Source organism: Proteus sp. CA142267, assembly GCF_003336825.1.
Taxonomy (GTDB): Bacteria; Pseudomonadota; Gammaproteobacteria; order Enterobacterales; family Enterobacteriaceae; genus Proteus; species Proteus terrae.
The window spans coordinates 213,576-230,681 of record NZ_QPMG01000006.1; the positions used below are offsets into that span (position 1 = coordinate 213,576).

The 17,106-nt window shown below is 40.1% G+C and carries 13 protein-coding genes, 2 tRNA genes and 1 rRNA gene; 4 read left to right on the plus strand and 12 right to left on the minus strand.

What is annotated here, in order from left to right; translation table 11 throughout:
- Positions 1 to 2 precede the first annotated feature (2 nt).
- Positions 3 to 1,511 carry a guanosine-5'-triphosphate,3'-diphosphate diphosphatase gene (gene gppA / locus C0T34_RS12120; protein ID WP_098941407.1) on the plus strand — a complete coding sequence of 503 codons (1,509 nt, stop codon included), beginning with the start codon at positions 3 to 5 and terminating at the stop codon, positions 1,509 to 1,511.
- 78 nt (positions 1,512 to 1,589) lie between these two features.
- Here gppA and rep read toward each other — a convergent pair whose 3' ends face one another.
- Together rep and ilvC are read right to left on the minus strand one after the other, a co-directional pair.
- Positions 1,590 to 3,614 (minus strand): DNA helicase Rep, encoded by a 2,025-nt coding sequence (gene rep, locus C0T34_RS12125; RefSeq protein WP_109850218.1) that lies wholly within the window; start codon positions 3,612 to 3,614, stop codon positions 1,590 to 1,592.
- Positions 3,615 to 3,925: 311 nt separating this feature from the next.
- Complete coding sequence (ilvC, locus tag C0T34_RS12130) at positions 3,926 to 5,401, minus strand: ketol-acid reductoisomerase (protein ID WP_098941409.1); 1,476 nt, start codon at positions 5,399 to 5,401, stop codon at positions 3,926 to 3,928.
- Positions 5,402 to 5,571: 170 nt separating this feature from the next.
- Between ilvC and ilvY the strand changes: the two genes are divergently transcribed.
- The gene (gene ilvY / locus C0T34_RS12135; protein WP_075674047.1) at positions 5,572 to 6,459 is read left to right on the plus strand and encodes an HTH-type transcriptional activator IlvY; all 888 of its coding nucleotides are present in this window, start codon (positions 5,572 to 5,574) and stop codon (positions 6,457 to 6,459) included.
- Here ilvY and ilvA read toward each other — a convergent pair.
- From ilvA to ilvL, 6 genes are all read right to left on the minus strand, one after another.
- The gene (gene ilvA / locus C0T34_RS12140; RefSeq protein ID WP_109850219.1) at positions 6,445 to 8,019 is read right to left on the minus strand and encodes a threonine ammonia-lyase, biosynthetic; all 1,575 of its coding nucleotides are present in this window, start codon (positions 8,017 to 8,019) and stop codon (positions 6,445 to 6,447) included. The two genes, ilvY and ilvA, sit on opposite strands and share 15 nt — an antisense overlap.
- Positions 8,020 to 8,021: 2 nt before the next feature.
- Positions 8,022 to 9,872, minus strand: a complete 1,851-nt coding sequence (gene ilvD / locus C0T34_RS12145) for a dihydroxy-acid dehydratase (protein ID WP_098941411.1) — start codon at positions 9,870 to 9,872, stop codon at positions 8,022 to 8,024.
- A 72-nt stretch (positions 9,873 to 9,944) separates the two neighbouring features.
- A complete protein-coding gene (locus C0T34_RS12150; RefSeq protein ID WP_109850220.1) occupies positions 9,945 to 10,871 on the minus strand; it encodes a branched-chain amino acid transaminase in 927 nt (308 codons plus the stop codon).
- A 10-nt stretch (positions 10,872 to 10,881) separates the two neighbouring features.
- On the minus strand, positions 10,882 to 11,157 hold the full coding sequence (ilvM, locus tag C0T34_RS12155) for an acetolactate synthase 2 small subunit (protein WP_023583660.1): 276 nt from the start codon (positions 11,155 to 11,157) through the stop codon (positions 10,882 to 10,884).
- Positions 11,154 to 12,803, minus strand: a complete 1,650-nt coding sequence (ilvG, locus tag C0T34_RS12160; RefSeq protein ID WP_098941413.1) for an acetolactate synthase 2 catalytic subunit — start codon at positions 12,801 to 12,803, stop codon at positions 11,154 to 11,156. The genes ilvM and ilvG overlap by 4 nt, the downstream gene beginning before the upstream one ends.
- Positions 12,804 to 12,933: 130 nt before the next feature.
- Complete coding sequence (gene ilvL / locus C0T34_RS12165) at positions 12,934 to 13,035, minus strand: ilv operon leader peptide (protein ID WP_071788577.1); 102 nt, start codon at positions 13,033 to 13,035, stop codon at positions 12,934 to 12,936.
- Positions 13,036 to 13,486: 451 nt separating this feature from the next.
- Between ilvL and C0T34_RS12170 the strand changes: the two genes are divergently transcribed.
- On the plus strand, positions 13,487 to 15,019 hold the full coding sequence (locus C0T34_RS12170) for a YifB family Mg chelatase-like AAA ATPase (RefSeq protein ID WP_109850222.1): 1,533 nt from the start codon (positions 13,487 to 13,489) through the stop codon (positions 15,017 to 15,019).
- A 46-nt stretch (positions 15,020 to 15,065) separates the two neighbouring features.
- Here C0T34_RS12170 and C0T34_RS12175 read toward each other — a convergent pair whose 3' ends face one another.
- Complete coding sequence (locus tag C0T34_RS12175; RefSeq protein ID WP_072070866.1) at positions 15,066 to 15,404, minus strand: DUF413 domain-containing protein; 339 nt, start codon at positions 15,402 to 15,404, stop codon at positions 15,066 to 15,068.
- 115 nt (positions 15,405 to 15,519) lie between these two features.
- Here C0T34_RS12175 and hdfR point away from each other — a divergent pair, with 115 nt between their 5' ends.
- Entirely contained in the window at positions 15,520 to 16,341 is an 822-nt protein-coding gene (gene hdfR / locus C0T34_RS12180; RefSeq protein ID WP_098941414.1) for an HTH-type transcriptional regulator HdfR, read from the plus strand.
- Between the two features lie 248 nt (positions 16,342 to 16,589).
- On the opposite strand, the gene C0T34_RS12185 is transcribed toward hdfR, so the two are convergent.
- The 3 genes from C0T34_RS12185 to rrf all read right to left on the minus strand — a co-directional run bounded on the left by C0T34_RS12185 (position 16,590) and on the right by rrf (position 16,915).
- A tRNA-Trp gene (locus C0T34_RS12185) sits at positions 16,590 to 16,665 on the minus strand.
- Positions 16,666 to 16,672: 7 nt separating this feature from the next.
- Positions 16,673 to 16,749 (minus strand) — tRNA-Asp (locus C0T34_RS12190).
- 50 nt (positions 16,750 to 16,799) lie between these two features.
- Positions 16,800 to 16,915, minus strand: a 5S ribosomal RNA gene (rrf, locus tag C0T34_RS12195).
- Positions 16,916 to 17,106: the final 191 nt, after the last annotated feature.

Sequence of the window (17,106 nt, forward strand, 5' to 3'; positions counted from 1 at the left end):
TTATGCTGAAATCCTCATCACTTTATGCTGCTATTGATTTAGGTTCTAACAGTTTTCATATGTTAGTCGTTCGAGAAATCGCGGGCTCTATACAAGTTCTTTCCCGCGTGAAACGTAAAGTTCGACTCGCTGCTGGCCTAAACAGTGAAAATGAATTGTCAGAGCAGGCAATGGAACGCGGTTGGCAATGTTTACGACTTTTTTCTGAATATCTACGTGATATTCCGGCTGAACAAATCAGAGTCGTAGCAACAGCCACATTACGTATTGCTAAAAATGCAGATATTTTTGTCGCAAAAGCGTCTGAAATATTGGGCAATACTGTTCATGTTATTAGTGGTGAGGAAGAAGCACGCCTTATCTATCGTGGCGTTGCACATACCACTGGTGGTGCAGAGCAACGTTTAGTTGTCGATATTGGTGGTGGTAGCACAGAACTGGTTACAGGTACTGGTGCTAAAACGACACAATTAATGAGCTTAAGTATGGGCTGTGTAACTTGGTTAGAGCGCTATTTTACTGACCGCTCTTTAACTCAAGAAAATTTTGCTAAAGCACAAGACGCAGCCAAAGCGATACTCGCCCCAGTGGCGGATAAATTAATTGGGCAAGGCTGGCAAGTGTGTGTAGGTGCCTCCGGTACTGTACAAGCGTTGCAAGAGATCATGATTGCCCAGGGTATGGATGAATTAATCACCTTACCTAAGCTTGAGCGACTCAAACACAAAGCCATTGAGTGTGGGAAACTAGAAGAACTGGAAATTGAAGGGCTTACTTTTGAACGAGCCTTAGTGTTTCCAAGTGGACTTGCTATCTTAATCGCCATATTTGAAACACTGCATATCGACAATATGATCTTAGCAGGTGGTGCATTACGAGAAGGCTTAGTCTATGGAATGTTGCATCTTCCTATTGAGCAAGATATCCGTCAACGTACTCTTCGTAATGTCCAACGTCGGTTTCAGATTGATATTGAGCAAGCACACCGAGTTCAACAACTTGCAGAACACTTTTTTATCCAAGTCAGTAAGAGTTGGCAATTAGATAATCGTTGCCGCGAGTTACTTAACAGCGCCAGTGCATTACATGAAATTGGCCTAAGTGTTGATTTTCGCCAAGCACCTTCACATGCAAGCTATCTGATCTCTCATCTTGATTTACCGGGATACACACCTGCACAACGACGATTATTAGCTTCTTTGCTAAAAAACCAAACAGGGATCATCGATCTTGCACCCCTTAACCATCAAAACGCACTACCGATAACTCAAGCCAATCGACTGGTGCGTTTACTGCGATTAGCCATCATTTTTGCTAGCCGTCGCCGTGATGATACTCTCCCAGCATTACGATTACGTACTGAAGATGAGAAACTCATTATTACACTGCCATATCAATGGATTAATGAGCACCCATTACGAGCTGAAAATCTCCAAGAAGAGATCCAACTTCAGAGCTATGTCCATTGGTCTTTAATGATTGAAGAACAAAATAGCTCTCGTATAAGTTAATTTTTTTACTTATACAAAAATAAAAACCCCTTGAACATCAATATGCCAAGGGGTTCATTTTATCTACCAAACCTTATACTATTCAGGTTTATGTCTTGCCAGCATAGCCCTTAATCCCGCAACACCTTTTTGCCCTTTCTCTTGTTTTTCTTCAGCACTTAACACCTTCTTTTTATTAGTATCCCAATTCAAATCATCTTGAGGTAACTCATAAAGAAAACGGCTTGGGTCGGGTTTAATTAATTCGCCATATTGACGCCTTTCTTTACATAACGTAAAAGTGAGTGTTTTTTGTGCTCGAGTAATACCCACATAAGCAAGGCGCCTTTCTTCTTCTACATTATCTTCATCAATACTACTTTGGTGTGGCAATATGCCCTCTTCCATTCCTACTAAAAATACATGGGGAAACTCAAGACCTTTAGAGGCATGTAATGTCATTAACTGAACTTGGTCTAACTCTTCTTCTGTTTCTCCTCGCTCCATCATATCGCGCAAGGTAAAACGGTTAACAACTTGAGAAAGTGTCATAGGTTCATGTAATTCATCACCTTCTAGCATTTCGCTCATCCATAAAAACAGCTGATTAATATTTTTCATTCTCATTTCAGCCGCTTTTGCGCTACTTGAGGTTTCATATAACCAACTTTCATAATCCATTTCATGCAATAAATCACGTACAGCTAACAGTGGCTCTCGTTCTGATTTTTGCACTATACGTGACATCCATTGAGAGAATGTTTGTAATGAATTTAAGCCTCGACCTGTTAAGGTTTGACCTAATCCCAAATCAAAACAGGCATTGTATAAGCTCTTATCTCGAACTTTTGCCCACTCACCTAACTTTTGGATCGTCATAGGGCCGATTTCACGACGAGGCTTATTCACAATACGTAGAAATGCCGCATCATCATCAGGATTGGTAATCACTCGCAAATAGGCAAGAATATCTTTTATCTCTTCCCTCGAGAAAAAAGAAGTTTCACCTGAAATACGATAAGGAATACGATTTTGCATCAAGTATTTTTCAAAAATACGGGACTGATGATTACCACGATAAAGGATCGCGTAATCCTTATAATTGGTTTTATTAATAAAGTGATGAGCAATTAATTCACCAGCCACACGTTCTGCTTCATGTTCTTCATTATTAGCAGTTAAAACTCGTAATTCATCGCCATAACCTAATTCTGAAAATAACCGTTTTTCAAAAACATGGGGATTATTTTCAATCAAGATATTCGCTGATTTTAGAATACGCCCAGAAGAACGATAATTTTGCTCAAGCTTAATCACATTAAGTTGTGGAAAATCTTTTTGTAATAACACTAAATTTTGAGGTCGAGCACCACGCCATGAATAGATTGATTGGTCATCATCGCCTACAACCGTAAAGCGAGCTCTTTCACCGACCAGCCATTTGACCAATTCATATTGGCTTGTATTTGTATCTTGATATTCATCCACCAGCAAATAACGGATACGTCTTTGCCAACGCTCTCTGACTTCTTCATTTGTGCGTAATAACAGAGTTGGTCGGCTAATTAGGTCATCAAAGTCGAGCACATTACAACTACGCAGATGTTGTTCATAACGTCGAAAACATTCGGCAAATGTATGATCTTGTTGCGATCTCGCCATTCCTATTACTTGATCTGGCGTGAGCATGTCATTTTTCCAGTTAGAAATTTGGCTCTTTAACTGAGAAAGTAAATCTTTATCTTCTTCTAATAAATCAGCCGTTAATTCTTTAAGTAATGCAGATTGGTCTTGATCATCAAACAATGAAAATTTAGCTTTAATACCTAACGCTTTATATTCGCGTTTAATAATTTCTAATCCCAATGTATGGAACGTTGAGATCATTAATCCTTTCGCTTCTTGGCGACCTAAGGTTTGAGCAACACGCTCTTTCATTTCACGTGCAGCTTTATTGGTAAATGTAACTGCTGCAATTTGCTTTGCTGGATATTGGCATTGACGAATGAGGTGTGCAATCTTATTGGTAATAACCCGTGTTTTACCCGATCCTGCACCAGCCAAGACCAAACAAGGGCCAGACACATATTCTACTGCTTTTTGTTGACCAGGATTTAATCGCATACTTTTTCCAAACTTCATTAACCAAGAACATAACGGGGGATAATTGTAGCAGAAAGCGATCAAAGACTTGAGTATTCCCTCTTTCAATTCTTTTCACACTATAAAAACAAAAAACCGTACTCCATTAAGAAATACGGTTTTCAAAAAAATTTAACCTTCACTTTTCACTTTTCGCTTATTTTTCTAAGCTATTTACGTGAGAAGAAGGCGGCAAAAGAGGTTATCCCAAGGAGCATACATTAGTATGTGACTTGGGTAACCGAGTGTAGTCAACGCACTTATCGCGTAAAGAGTGACGAAAAATTGAAAAATTAGTTGGCAACAGCAATCTTCTTCATATCCGTCATATACCCACGCAACGTTTTACCTACGGCTTCAATTGGATGCTGACGAATTGCTTCATTGATATCACGTAATTGTGCGTTATCTGTTCCATTATCTTGAACTTTCTTCGCTAAATCGCCAGATTGCAATGTTGTCATAAACTCTTTCAACATAGGAACAACCGCGAATGAGAACAGATAGTTACCATATTCTGCAGTGTCAGAGATAACCACGTTCATTTCATATAAACGCTTACGAGCAATGGTATTTGCAATTAATGGCAGCTCATGCAGTGATTCATAATAAGCTGACTCTGCAAAGATCCCTGCTTCAATCATGGTATCAAAGGCTAATTCAACACCAGCTTTAACCATTGCAACCATTAATACACCGTGATCAAAATACTCTTGCTCACTGATTTTACCCTCATATTCAGGATAATTTTCAAATGCACTTGCTCCGGTTTCTTCACGCCATGTCAGCAAGTTTTTATCATCATTTGCCCAATCAGCCATCATAGTTTCAGAGAATTTACCTGAAATGATATCGTCCATATGTTTCGCAAACAGTGGAGCCATGATCTCTTTCAGTTGCTCTGATAATGCGAAAGCACGCATTTTTGCAGGATTAGATAATCTGTCCATCATCAAGGTGATACCACCTTGCTTTAGTGCTTCTGTAATCGTTTCCCAACCAAATTGCAGCAACTTACCTGCATATCCCGGCTCAACGCCATCAGCAACCATCTTGTCGTAACATAACAGCGAGCCTGCTTGTAACATACCGCACAGAATAGTTTGCTCACCCATTAAGTCTGATTTTACTTCAGCAACGAAAGAGGATTCTAAAACACCCGCACGATGACCACCTGTTGCAGCAGCCCATGCTTTCGCAATGGCCATACCTTCGCCTTTTGCATCATTTTCAGGGTGAACTGCAATCAGTGTTGGAACACCAAAACCACGCTTATATTCTTCACGAACTTCAGTACCTGGGCATTTTGGTGCAACCATAACAACAGTGATGTCATCACGAATTTTTTCACCAACTTCAACGATATTAAAACCATGAGAGTAACCTAATGCTGCACCTGATTTCATCAACGGTTGAACAGCTTGAACAACAGCAGAGTGCTGTTTGTCTGGTGTTAAGTTAACAACTAAATCAGCTTGAGGGATCAATGCTTCATAGGTTCCAACCTCAAAACCGTTTTCGGTTGCACGACGCCATGATGCACGTTTTTCATCAATCGCTTCTTGGCGTAAGGCATACGCGATATTCAAACCTGAATCACGCATATTTAAACCTTGGTTAAGACCTTGAGCGCCACAACCAACAATAACGACTTTTTTGCCTTTCAGGTAATTTGCTTCATCAGCAAATTCTTCACGTGACATAAAGCGACATTTACCTAATTGCGATAGCTGCTGACGCAGATTCAATGTATTAAAATAATTTGTCATAGAAGACTCCAAAATCGTTGTGTATGTGTTTGCTATTATTATCCTCACTCTCAGTGAGGTGTTGCATGACTTTACTATATGGGATGAAAGCCATTGCTTAAATTGATATATTTACAAGACAGTGTTGCAAAAAATGCAACGTTCTTTTTTATCACCTAAGGTGGCTGGCAATGGATATTCGTGATCTCAAACTCTTCCTGCATTTAGCTGAAAGTTGTCACTTCACCAAGACAGCACAAGCAATGCACGTCAGCCCTTCTACTCTCTCTCGTCAAATTCAACGTCTTGAAGAAAGCTTAGGCCATCCTCTGTTTTTACGTGATAACCGACAAGTGACTCTCACCGATGCGGGCGAACAGCTAAAACGCTATGCTCAACAAACCTTATTGCAATATAAACAACTTAAGCACACGCTAAATCAAAATAGCCCCAGCCTTTCTGGTGAGCTACGCCTGTTTTGTTCTGTAACAGCGGCTTACAGCCATTTGCCACCCATTCTTGACCGTTTTCGTGCAGAAAATCCATTAGTTGAAATAAAGCTCACCACAGGAGATGCGGCTGATGCGGTCGATAAAGTGCAATCTGATGAAGCTGATTTAGGTATTGCAGGAAAACCTGAAAAGCTTCCTGAAAATATCTGCTTTGAGAAAATAGGTGAAATTCCATTAGTATTGATTGCACCGGCATTGCCTTGCAATGTTCGCCATCTTGCAACACAAGAGAAACCCGATTGGCTCAATATTCCATTTATCATTCCTGAGCATGGCCCATCGCGACAACGAATTGCGTTATGGTTTAAACGCCACCGTATCCATAATCCTTTAATTTATGCGACTGTTTCAGGGCATGAAGCAATTGTCTCAATGGTTGCGTTAGGTTGTGGTATTGCACTTATCCCACAAGTTGTCGTTGATAACTGCCCTGAGCCCGTTCGTAACCGCATCTCTTCATTGGATAATATTTCAATGGTAGAACCTTTCGAGTTAGGCGTTTGCGGATTACACAAACGCCTTCAAGAGCCTGTGATCAGTGCTTTTTGGCGATTACTCCACGACTAAACTTGTCGTTTGTGGTGACAGAAATAGCTGAAAAGAGGGATTACCTGTCTCATCATGATATTCATAACCTAATGCATCTAAATGTCGCTCGAAACGCCCTTCTGTTTCGGGCAGTTCAAATGCCACCAGCACACGTCCATAATCAGTACCATGACTACGATAGTGGAATAACGTGATATTCCAATAAGTCCCTAATGTTTTTAAAAACTTCATTAAAGCGCCCGGTGATTCAGGAAACTCAAAGCTAAATAAACGCTCTTTAAGCGATTTATTAGGACGGCCCCCGACCATATAACGCACATGAAGTTTTGCCATTTCATCATCAGACAAATCAGCCACTTGATAACCAGCAGTCGTAAGTTCACGCAAAATTTCCTTACGCTCTGCAAGTCCTTGGATTAAACGTACACCAACAAAAATACGTGCATTTTCAGGATCAGCATCGCTATAACGATAATTAAATTCAGTAACAACGCGTTGACCTAAGATCTGACAGAAACGTAAAAAACTGCCCTTTTGTTCAGGGATTGTCACAGCAAGTAATGCTTCGCGTTTTTCACCTAATTCACAGCGTTCAGAGACATAACGTAGTCCATGAAAATTCACATTTGCACCAGAAAGCACATGCGCTAGACGCTCACCTTTGATCTGGTGCTCTTCGACGTATTTTTTAAGCCCAGCCAATGCCAATGCGCCTGAAGGCTCTGCAATTGCACGCACATCTTCAAATAAATCTTTTACTGCGGCACAAATTTCATCACTATCAACAGTTATTACATCATCAACATATTTTTGGCATAGACGAAAAGTTTCATCACCAATACGCTTAACGGCAACACCTTCTGCAAATAAGCCTACTCGAGCTAATTCGACAGGGTGTCCCGCCTCAAATGCGGCTTTTAAACATGCAGCATCTTCTGCTTCAACACCAATAACTTTAATTTCTGGCATAAGCTGTTTAATTAATACCGCCACCCCAGCAATTAAACCACCACCACCAACCGGTACGAAAATACGGTCAAGATGAACATCTTGTTGCAAGAGTTCCATTGCCAGTGTTGCCTGTCCTGCAATGACAGAAGGATGATCAAAAGGTGGAACAAAGGTGTATCCCATCTCTTCAGACAGCGCGATAGCTTTCGCTTTTGCTTCATCAAAGTTGGCTCCATAAAGCAATGCCTCTCCACCAAATTGGCGAACAGCATCAACTTTAATATCCGCCGTTGCTACTGGCATCACGATTAATGCTTTTACACCCATTCGATTCGCTGACAGCGCAACACCTTGAGCGTGGTTACCCGCAGAAGCCGTCACTACACCTTTCGCTTTTTGTTCAGGAGTCAGCCCTGCAATCATGGTATAAGCACCACGTAATTTAAAGCTATGAACAGGCTGTCGGTCTTCACGCTTAACTAAAATTGTATTTTCTAAACGCTCAGAGATTTTTATCATTTCTTGGAGCGGGGTGACTATTGCAACTTCATAAACCGGTGCACTCAGCGCCGCTTTTAAATATTCAGCGCTACTTGGCGCTGAATTTAAAGGTCTAAAGGCAGCCATTTTTAGCCCCCTAATTTAGATTTATCACGCACCGCGCCTTTATCGGCACTAGTGGCTAAAGAAGCATAAGCGCGTAAGGCAAACGAAACTTGGCGCTGTCTATTTTGTGGTGTCCACGCTTTATCACCACGAGCATTTTGTGCATCACGGCGAGCAGATAATATTTTATCATCTACCTTTAATGAGATTTCACGAGTTGGAATATTGATAGAAACGATATCGCCCTCTTCCACTAAACCAATTACACCACCATTTGCTGCTTCAGGGGAAACATGTCCGATAGATAAACCTGATGTTCCACCAGAAAAACGCCCGTCAGTGATAAGTGCGCAAGCTTTACCTAATCCCATTGATTTTAAATAAGAGGTTGGATACAGCATCTCTTGCATACCTGGCCCACCTTTAGGGCCTTCGTAGCGAATAATTACCACATCGCCAGCTACTACTTTTCCACCTAAGATAGCCTCAACAGCATCATCTTGGCTTTCATATACTTTTGCAGGACCACTAAAAATTAAGTTATCTTCATCAACGCCTGCTGTTTTAACAATACAGCCATCGACTGCTAAGTTACCGGATAAAACCGCTAATCCACCATCTTGGCTATAAGCATGCTCTTTACTGCGGATACACCCGTTTTCACGATCGGTATCTAAGGTTGGCCAACGACAATTTTGAGAGAATGCCTTCGTGGTACGAATACCAGCAGGGCCCGCTTGGAACATCGATTTTACTTTCTCATCTTGCGTTAACATCACGTCATATTGCGCTAATGTTTCTGGCAAAGTTAACCCTAAGATATTATCTACATTACGGTTAAGTAATCCGGCTCTGTCTAATTCACCTAAAATACCCATGACCCCGCCTGCGCGGTGAACATCTTCCATATGATATTTTTGTGTACTTGGTGCCACTTTACATAAATGAGGTACTTGGCGAGAGAGTCTGTCAATATCTTCCATCGTGAAGTCAACCTCACCTTCTTGCGCGGCAGCCAATAAATGCAGAACCGTATTTGTCGAGCCCCCCATTGCAATATCTAAAATCATCGCATTTTCAAAGGCTTCTTTTTTAGCGATATTGCGCGGTAATGCGGACTCATCATCTTTTTCATAATAGCGCTTGGTTAATTCAACAATGCGCTTACCTGCATTGATAAACAGCGTTTCACGATCTGCGTGTGTTGCAAGTAATGAGCCATTTCCCGGTTGAGATAATCCCAGCGCTTCTGTTAAACAGTTCATTGAGTTTGCGGTAAACATGCCTGAACATGATCCGCATGTTGGACAGGCTGATCGTTCGATTTGCTCACTATCTGCATCACTGACATTTGGATTTGCCCCTTGGATCATGGCATCAACCAGATCTAATTTGATCAGTTGGTCTGAAAGCTTCGTTTTACCCGCTTCCATAGGGCCACCAGAAACAAAAATAACCGGAATATTTAAACGTAAGGACGCCATTAACATTCCTGGGGTGATCTTGTCGCAGTTTGATATACACACCATCGCATCAGCACAGTGCGCATTAACCATATATTCAACAGAGTCTGCGATAAGTTCACGGGATGGCAAAGAGTAAAGCATGCCACCGTGCCCCATTGCGATACCATCATCAACCGCAATAGTATTAAATTCTTTAGCAACACCACCAGCAGCTTCAATTTGCTCAGCAACGAGTTTTCCTAAATCCCGCAGATGCACATGACCCGGTACAAATTGCGTAAATGAGTTCACAACTGCGATAATGGGTTTACCAAAATCAGCATCAGTCATTCCCGTTGCACGCCATAAGGCACGGGCTCCAGCCATATTACGACCGTGTGTCGTTGTCGCTGAACGGTATTTAGGCATTTTTTACACTCCTGCGATAAAGAAAGCGAGTAGGGAACGATCTACCCGCTAAACAAATTTATTTGATTATGTTTATGAATTGATTGGATCTAGCCAGCCATATTTGTCTTCTGTTTCACCCGTAAACAGACCAAAGAATGCTTTTTGAATTGCTTTGGTCACAGGGCCACAACGCCCTATACCTACTTGAATACCATCAACACTACGTACTGGTGTAATCTCTGCGGCTGTACCTGACATAAAAACTTCGTCTGCAAGATAAAGTGATTCACGAGAAAGCACTTGTTCACACACTTCATAACCTAGATCTTTTGCTAATTTGATGATGGCATCACGCGTGATCCCCGGCAGTGCTGATGAAGTAAATGGAGGTGTAAAAATAACGCCATCTTTTACTTCAAATAGGTTTTCACCGGCACCTTCAGATAAATAGCCATGAACATCTAATGCAATCCCTTCTTGATAACCGTGACGGCGAGCTTCACTTCCCACTAATAATGAAGATAAATAGTTACCACCAGCTTTAGCTGCGGTTGGAATAGTATTTGGTGCAGCACGGTGCCAAGAAGAAACCATTGCATCAATACCTTTATCTAAAGCTTCTTCACCGAGATATGCCCCCCATGGGAATGCAGCAATAATCACATCTGTTTTATAGCCCGCAGGTGGGTTAACCCCCATACCGACATCTCCAATAAAAACTAATGGACGAATATAAGCGCTGACTAATTTGTTTTTACGTAAGGTTTCACGACATGCTTCCATTAACTCATCAACACTTTGCTCAACAGGCATACGATAAATTTTGGCTGAGTCATGTAAACGTTGCATATGCTCACGATGGCGAAATACCACAGGCCCTTTATGAGAATTGTAACAACGCACACCTTCAAATACGGAAGTACCATAATGCAATGCGTGAGACATCACATGAACCTTTGCCTCAGCCCATGGAACCATTTCACCGTTAAACCAAATATAATCAGCTTGCTTTGTCATTCTTTTATCCTTACATGGCACTTAGTGCATTCATGAATCGTAATTTTTCTTTCTGTTGGTGTGATACTTGAATACCTGCAACATCAGCTAATTTTGTTAACTGGCTGCACAGAAGTTCTAATGGCCGCTGACTACTCACCGTCAGGCTTAAATTAATATTGTTACTTTCTGTGATATTCATATTCATTGAGCATATATGAAAACCACGATGACGAATAACTCTCAGGATACGTTCTAAGATCTCTGGACAAAAACGGGCTTCAATTGTGATATTGTGTTGGTTCATTTTGATTTCTCCATCATCTCATCATTACTTGCGCCCGGCGGAACTAAAGGCCAGACATTCTCTGCGTCATCGATAGATACCTGTAATAAGTAAGGGCCATCGCTCTCTAATAAACATTTTATTGCATCAGCAACTTGTGCTTTTTCTGTGATGCGTTGCCCAGGAATATCAAAAGCTTTAGCTAAGGCAACAAAGTCTGGATTGTCTGTTAAAATGGTTTCGCTATAACGTTGTTCAAAAAACAGCTCTTGCCATTGGCGAACCATACCAAGACGTTGGTTATCTAATAACACCAATTTGATAGGTAATTGCTTACGTTTAATTGTCCCCAATTCCTGCACATTCATCATAAAAGAACCGTCGCCTGATACACAGATAACACACGCATCAGGTCTAGCAATTTGAGCGCCCACTGCTGCAGGGATACCAAATCCCATCGTGCCCAAACCACTCGAGGTAATAAAATTTTCAGGTGCATCAAATGTCATATGTTGTGCTGACCACATTTGATGTTGGCCGACATCTGTTGTCACAATCGTATTTTCAGGTTTCGCATCTGATAATTGTTTTAATAATAACGGTGCATAAATTGCAGAGCCGGGATGGTCATAACGCCACGCATGTTCTGCTTTTAATTCTTGAACCTCTTGTTGCCAAATTGCGATGGATAATGGCTGAGACAAAGCCGGTAACAACACTTTTGCATCACCCAATAACGCAACATGCGCCTGTTTCAATTTATTTAATTCTGCATGGTCGATATCGATATGGATAACCTTGGCATTAGGTGCAAAAGTATTTAATCGACCCGTTACGCGATCATCAAAACGAGCACCAACCGCAATTAATAGATCACTACGCTGAACAGCATAATTTGCCGCTTTAGTACCATGCATACCTAGCATACCTAAATAATTGGCATCTAATGCATCAGCACAGCCTAATCCTTTTAAAGTGGAAACAACGGGCATTTCTGTTTGCGTCACAAATTCTCTTAACGTTTCCACAGCATTACTCATGGCAACACCACCACCTACATACAAAATAGGTTTTTGTGCCTTCGCTAACATCAGCTTAGCTTGAGCCAGCTCTTGTGTTGGGTAAGGAAACTCTTGCTCTTCTGGCAATTCATAACTTGATAAATGGGAAGCATCAGCCAATTGAACATCTTTAGGAATATCAATTAAAACAGGCCCAGGGCGACCTTGAGATGCGATAGAAAATGCCTCTAATAACACTCTTGGTAATTCATCAACGGTCGAAACTAAAAAACTATGTTTTGTACACGCTAACGAAAGTCCTAAAACGTCAATTTCTTGAAATGCATCTGTACCAATTAAATTGGAAGCAACTTGCCCTGTGATAGCAACAACAGGCACAGAATCTAACAATGCATCAGCAAGTCCAGTGATAACATTAGTAGCGCCTGGGCCTGATGTCGCGATACAAACACCCGTTGTACCTGTAGAGCGAGCAAAACCAATAGCAGCAATCGCGGCACCTTGTTCATGGCGACACAAAACATGTTCAACACCGCCATCATAAAGGGCATCGTAAACAGGCATAATCGCACCGCCAGGGTAACCAAAGACTGTTTCGACTTGATGTTTTCGTAATGCCTGTACTAACCATTGTGCTCCATTCATTATTTCACCCTGCCATCTTAACTTCTTGTTTAATTTGAATTTGTTTTCTATTTAATCTCTTTTTAAAACTGAGGCTCAAAAAAAAACCCCGCGCCTTTCGGTGCGGGGGTTTTTAAGAGATCCGGCTAGTTTAGTTAGCCTTTCTTCGTCCTAGTGCAGCCCCGCACGGTGGGTTAATAATCACCACCACGCTGACAATAATTAGGCTAATCACTAGGACGATAGTATTCATAGTTTTATAACTTCTTTTCTTATTTAAAATGTATGTATGTTTGTTATGTTGTGTTTTCTTTCACTCTGTCCTTTTAGAGTTATCATGATATTTTAGAATTGACAACGTTTATTTTAAAAATAATCGTAACGCAATGAATTTTATATATATTTTTATAACTCAAATCTCCATCAGAATATTTATCTATGAAATGTTTATTTCTCAGTTATTGGTGCTAAGAAAGAACCCTTTATTTTGTTTTTTCTACTATTACACGTCATTATTTAAATCCCAAAAGAGAACATATTTTTTATTATATTTATATTAATTTATTAAATTATTTATTTATTAAATTAATCTCTATATTTCAATATGTTATGTTGTTTTAGAGATACTTCTCATTTATTTAATTCTCCATTTAACACAAAAGAAAAAATAATTTAAAAAGAAAAAAATAATGGAGAATAAAAAAATGGCATTAGCAATAATATATACACGTGCCTCTTTAGGAATATCAGCTCCGCTTATTACTATTGAGGCTCATATTAGTCAGGGATTACCCGGATTAACATTAGTTGGATTACCTGAAACTGTCGTAAAAGAAGCAAAAGACAGAGTAAGAAGTGCACTAATTAATAGCGGGTATACATATCCTGCAAAAAGAATAACAATTAATCTATCACCTGCCGATTTACCCAAAGAAGGTGCACGTTATGATTTACCTATTGCACTGGCAATACTCATTGCATCTGAACAATTAACATCAAATAAATTAGAATGTTATGAGTTTATTGGAGAGCTTGCGCTTTCTGGTAAATTACAACGAGTTAATGCAGTTATTCCATCAATTCTTAGTGCTTCAAAAGATCGTCGAATATGCATTGTATCAACAGAACATCAAACTGAAGTTTCATTATTACCCAATAAATCGGCTTTATTAGCCTCTCATCTTTTAGAGATTTGCCACCACCTAGAAAATAATACGCCATTAATTGAAACAGAAAACTTTATTATTAATGATGAAATTGAAAATCAAGATAATAAAGATATGAGCGATATAATTGGCCAAAATAATGCAAAAAGGGCAGCAGAAATCACAGCAGCAGGAAATCACAATATTTTATTTCTTGGCCCACCAGGAACAGGCAAAACAATGTTAGCACAAAGGATAAGTACGCTTCTTCCACCTTTAACTGCTAAAGAAGCACTTGATGTATTAATCATTAGTAGTTTAAGAGGAGTGACATTTGATGAAAAAAAGTGGCCAACAAGACCATTTAGAGCCCCACATCATACTTCCTCTGCGGTTGCTTTAACAGGAGGAGGTTCTCTGCCTAAACCAGGAGAAATTACATTAGCACATCATGGTATTTTATTTTTAGATGAACTGCCTGAATTCGAACGCCGTGTACTCGATGCATTACGAGAACCTCTAGATGCTAGAGAAATTACTATTTCACGAGCAAAAGCCAAAATAAGCTACCCAGCCAACGTATTATTAGTCGGTGCATTAAATCCAAGCCCAACAGGGCACTATCAAGGTACTCACAATCGAGTACCAATAAAACAGATCCTACGTTATTTAAACAAGGTTTCTGGGCCGTTTTTAGATAGGTTTGATTTATCTGTCGAAATGCCACTGCTTCCTCAAGGCGCGCTTATTCATCCTACACTTACCGCGGAAAGTAGTACTACAATTAGAGAACGTGTTCTAAAGGCAAGAGAAAAGCAATTTGCGCGATGTGGGAAAGTGAATACTTATTTAACCGGAAAAGAGATTGAATGTTATTGCTCGTTGAGTACTAATGATGCAACTTTTCTTGAGGACACACTAAATAAATTAGGATTATCAATACGAGCTTGGCATAAGATTTTAAGAGTATCGAGAACTATCGCAGACCTTGAAAATGAAGAAAAAATACAAAGAAATCATTTAATTGAAGCATTAAGCTTTCGTGCAATGGATAGATTAATGATCTATTTACAAAAGCAACTAGATGGATAAATAAAAAGGGGCGAAAATACGCCCCTTTTAACTAAAACTAATGATATTAATCATCAGAGTCGGTATAGTCATCAGATGGATCGAGCTGCGGCTTTCCACCCGATAATGTATGAAAACGTTTTGGACGACTTATACGACTAGTATATTTCTTCCAAATTTTTTCTTCGACCGTTGCTGCTTCTCGTTCGCCACGACACATGGCAACAAATAATTTTTCCGTTTCAGTTGTAGGCTCTCGTTTGCCTAAATCAAGCTCATTAAAGGCTTGACCATGACGTTCCAATATCTGGGATTCCTTGATAGTGAAATCGCCATGACGAGAAAAACCACGCGGATAATGTTTATTGTCAAAAAAACGATTAGTCGTGATAAAACTTTCTGCCATCTGACACACTCCTAATTCTCTATCGTCATACTTATGGCGCGGAGTATTAGATAGTCATGCGGTTCTGTAAAACAAAATATTTAAATCGTAACGACAAATTTTTTTGGAGATAGATGTGGATACCGAATTACTGAAAACCTTTTTGGAAGTCAGTAAGACTAGACACTTTGGACGAGCCGCTGAATCTCTTTATTTAACGCAGTCTGCGGTTAGTTTTAGAATACGACAATTGGAAACACAATTAGGCACAAATCTCTTTACACGCCATCGCAATAATATTCGCCTAACTGTCGCGGGTGAAAGGCTGATCCCTTATGCTGAATCGTTAATGAATACATGGCTTCTCGCTAAAAAAGAGATTAGCCATGCTTCACAACATTCAGAGCTATCAATTGGCGCCACAGCATCACTCTGGGAAGCATATCTAACATCTTGGTTACAGGAATCTTATCTAGAAAGAAAAGAGCTCAGAATCGAATCTAGAGTCTCTACAAGGCAATCTCTTGTAAAACAACTTCATGCAAGAGAACTCGACCTTCTTTTTACGACTGAATCACCAAAGATGGATGAATTAGAAAGTAAAATTATTGGTGATATTACTTTCCAGTTGATGAAAATAGCATCAAATAAAACAGAAGAAATAGCACAATTTATCAAAATTGAATGGAGCGCTGATTTTCAGCCTTTTCTTCCTAATGGAGCGGTGCAAAAAATTGATCCTATTTTGACCACTAACTCCGCCATGATTGCTTATCAATTAATGAAAACAACTCAAGCAGTTGCATTTCTACCTACACATTGGCTCGATCTTTATTCAGATCTTGCTCCTGCCTCAACAGAAATTATTCAAAAACCTTTATTTGCGGTTTGGCTAAATACTAGTGATCAGCAAGTATTGATACAACAACTATTAAAACAGCCGATAAATAATCAATAAAGCTTAAATCTACTCTATATAGTTATCCATGATATTAACGAATAACTTTTGGATTTAAGCTTTATCTCTAGAATTCATAATATATAACAGAAAATATTACCGATAAACATTGGTAAAAGGAGTGTATTGGTAGGTTAGTTGATGAGTGTTTAGAGCAGTAAATATTGAGAATATATAAATAACAAAAAGCCCAGTTAATTAACTGGGCTACAAAGAAGTATAAATTTTGTTATTACTTAATTGGTAACTGGCAGGGGCGGAGAGGCTCGAACTCCCAACACCCGGTTTTGGAGACCGGTGCTCTACCAATTGAACTACGCCCCTAAATAGTTGGCGGAACGGACGGGACTCGAACCCGCGACCCCCTGCGTGACAGGCAGGTATTCTAACCAACTGAACTACCGCTCCGCGTATTCTTTGCGCGATTAATGTTATTTAACACTAACGCTTTAATTAATGCCTGGCAGTTCCCTACTCTCACATGGGGAGACCCCACACTACCATCGGCGCTACAACGTTTCACTTCTGAGTTCGGCATGGATTCAGGTGGGTCCGCTGCGCTATGGCCGCCAAGCAAATTCGGTTTTATTACCCGTTATTGTGTATCTCTACGCAATAACCAGCAATATTCAATCTTAAACAAGCTTACTTCATCTACTGTTCGTCTCTCAGACAAAACACCTTCGGTGTTGTCAGGTTAAGCCTCACGGTTCATTAGTACTGGTTAGCTCAACGTATCGCTACGCTTACACACCCAGCCTATCA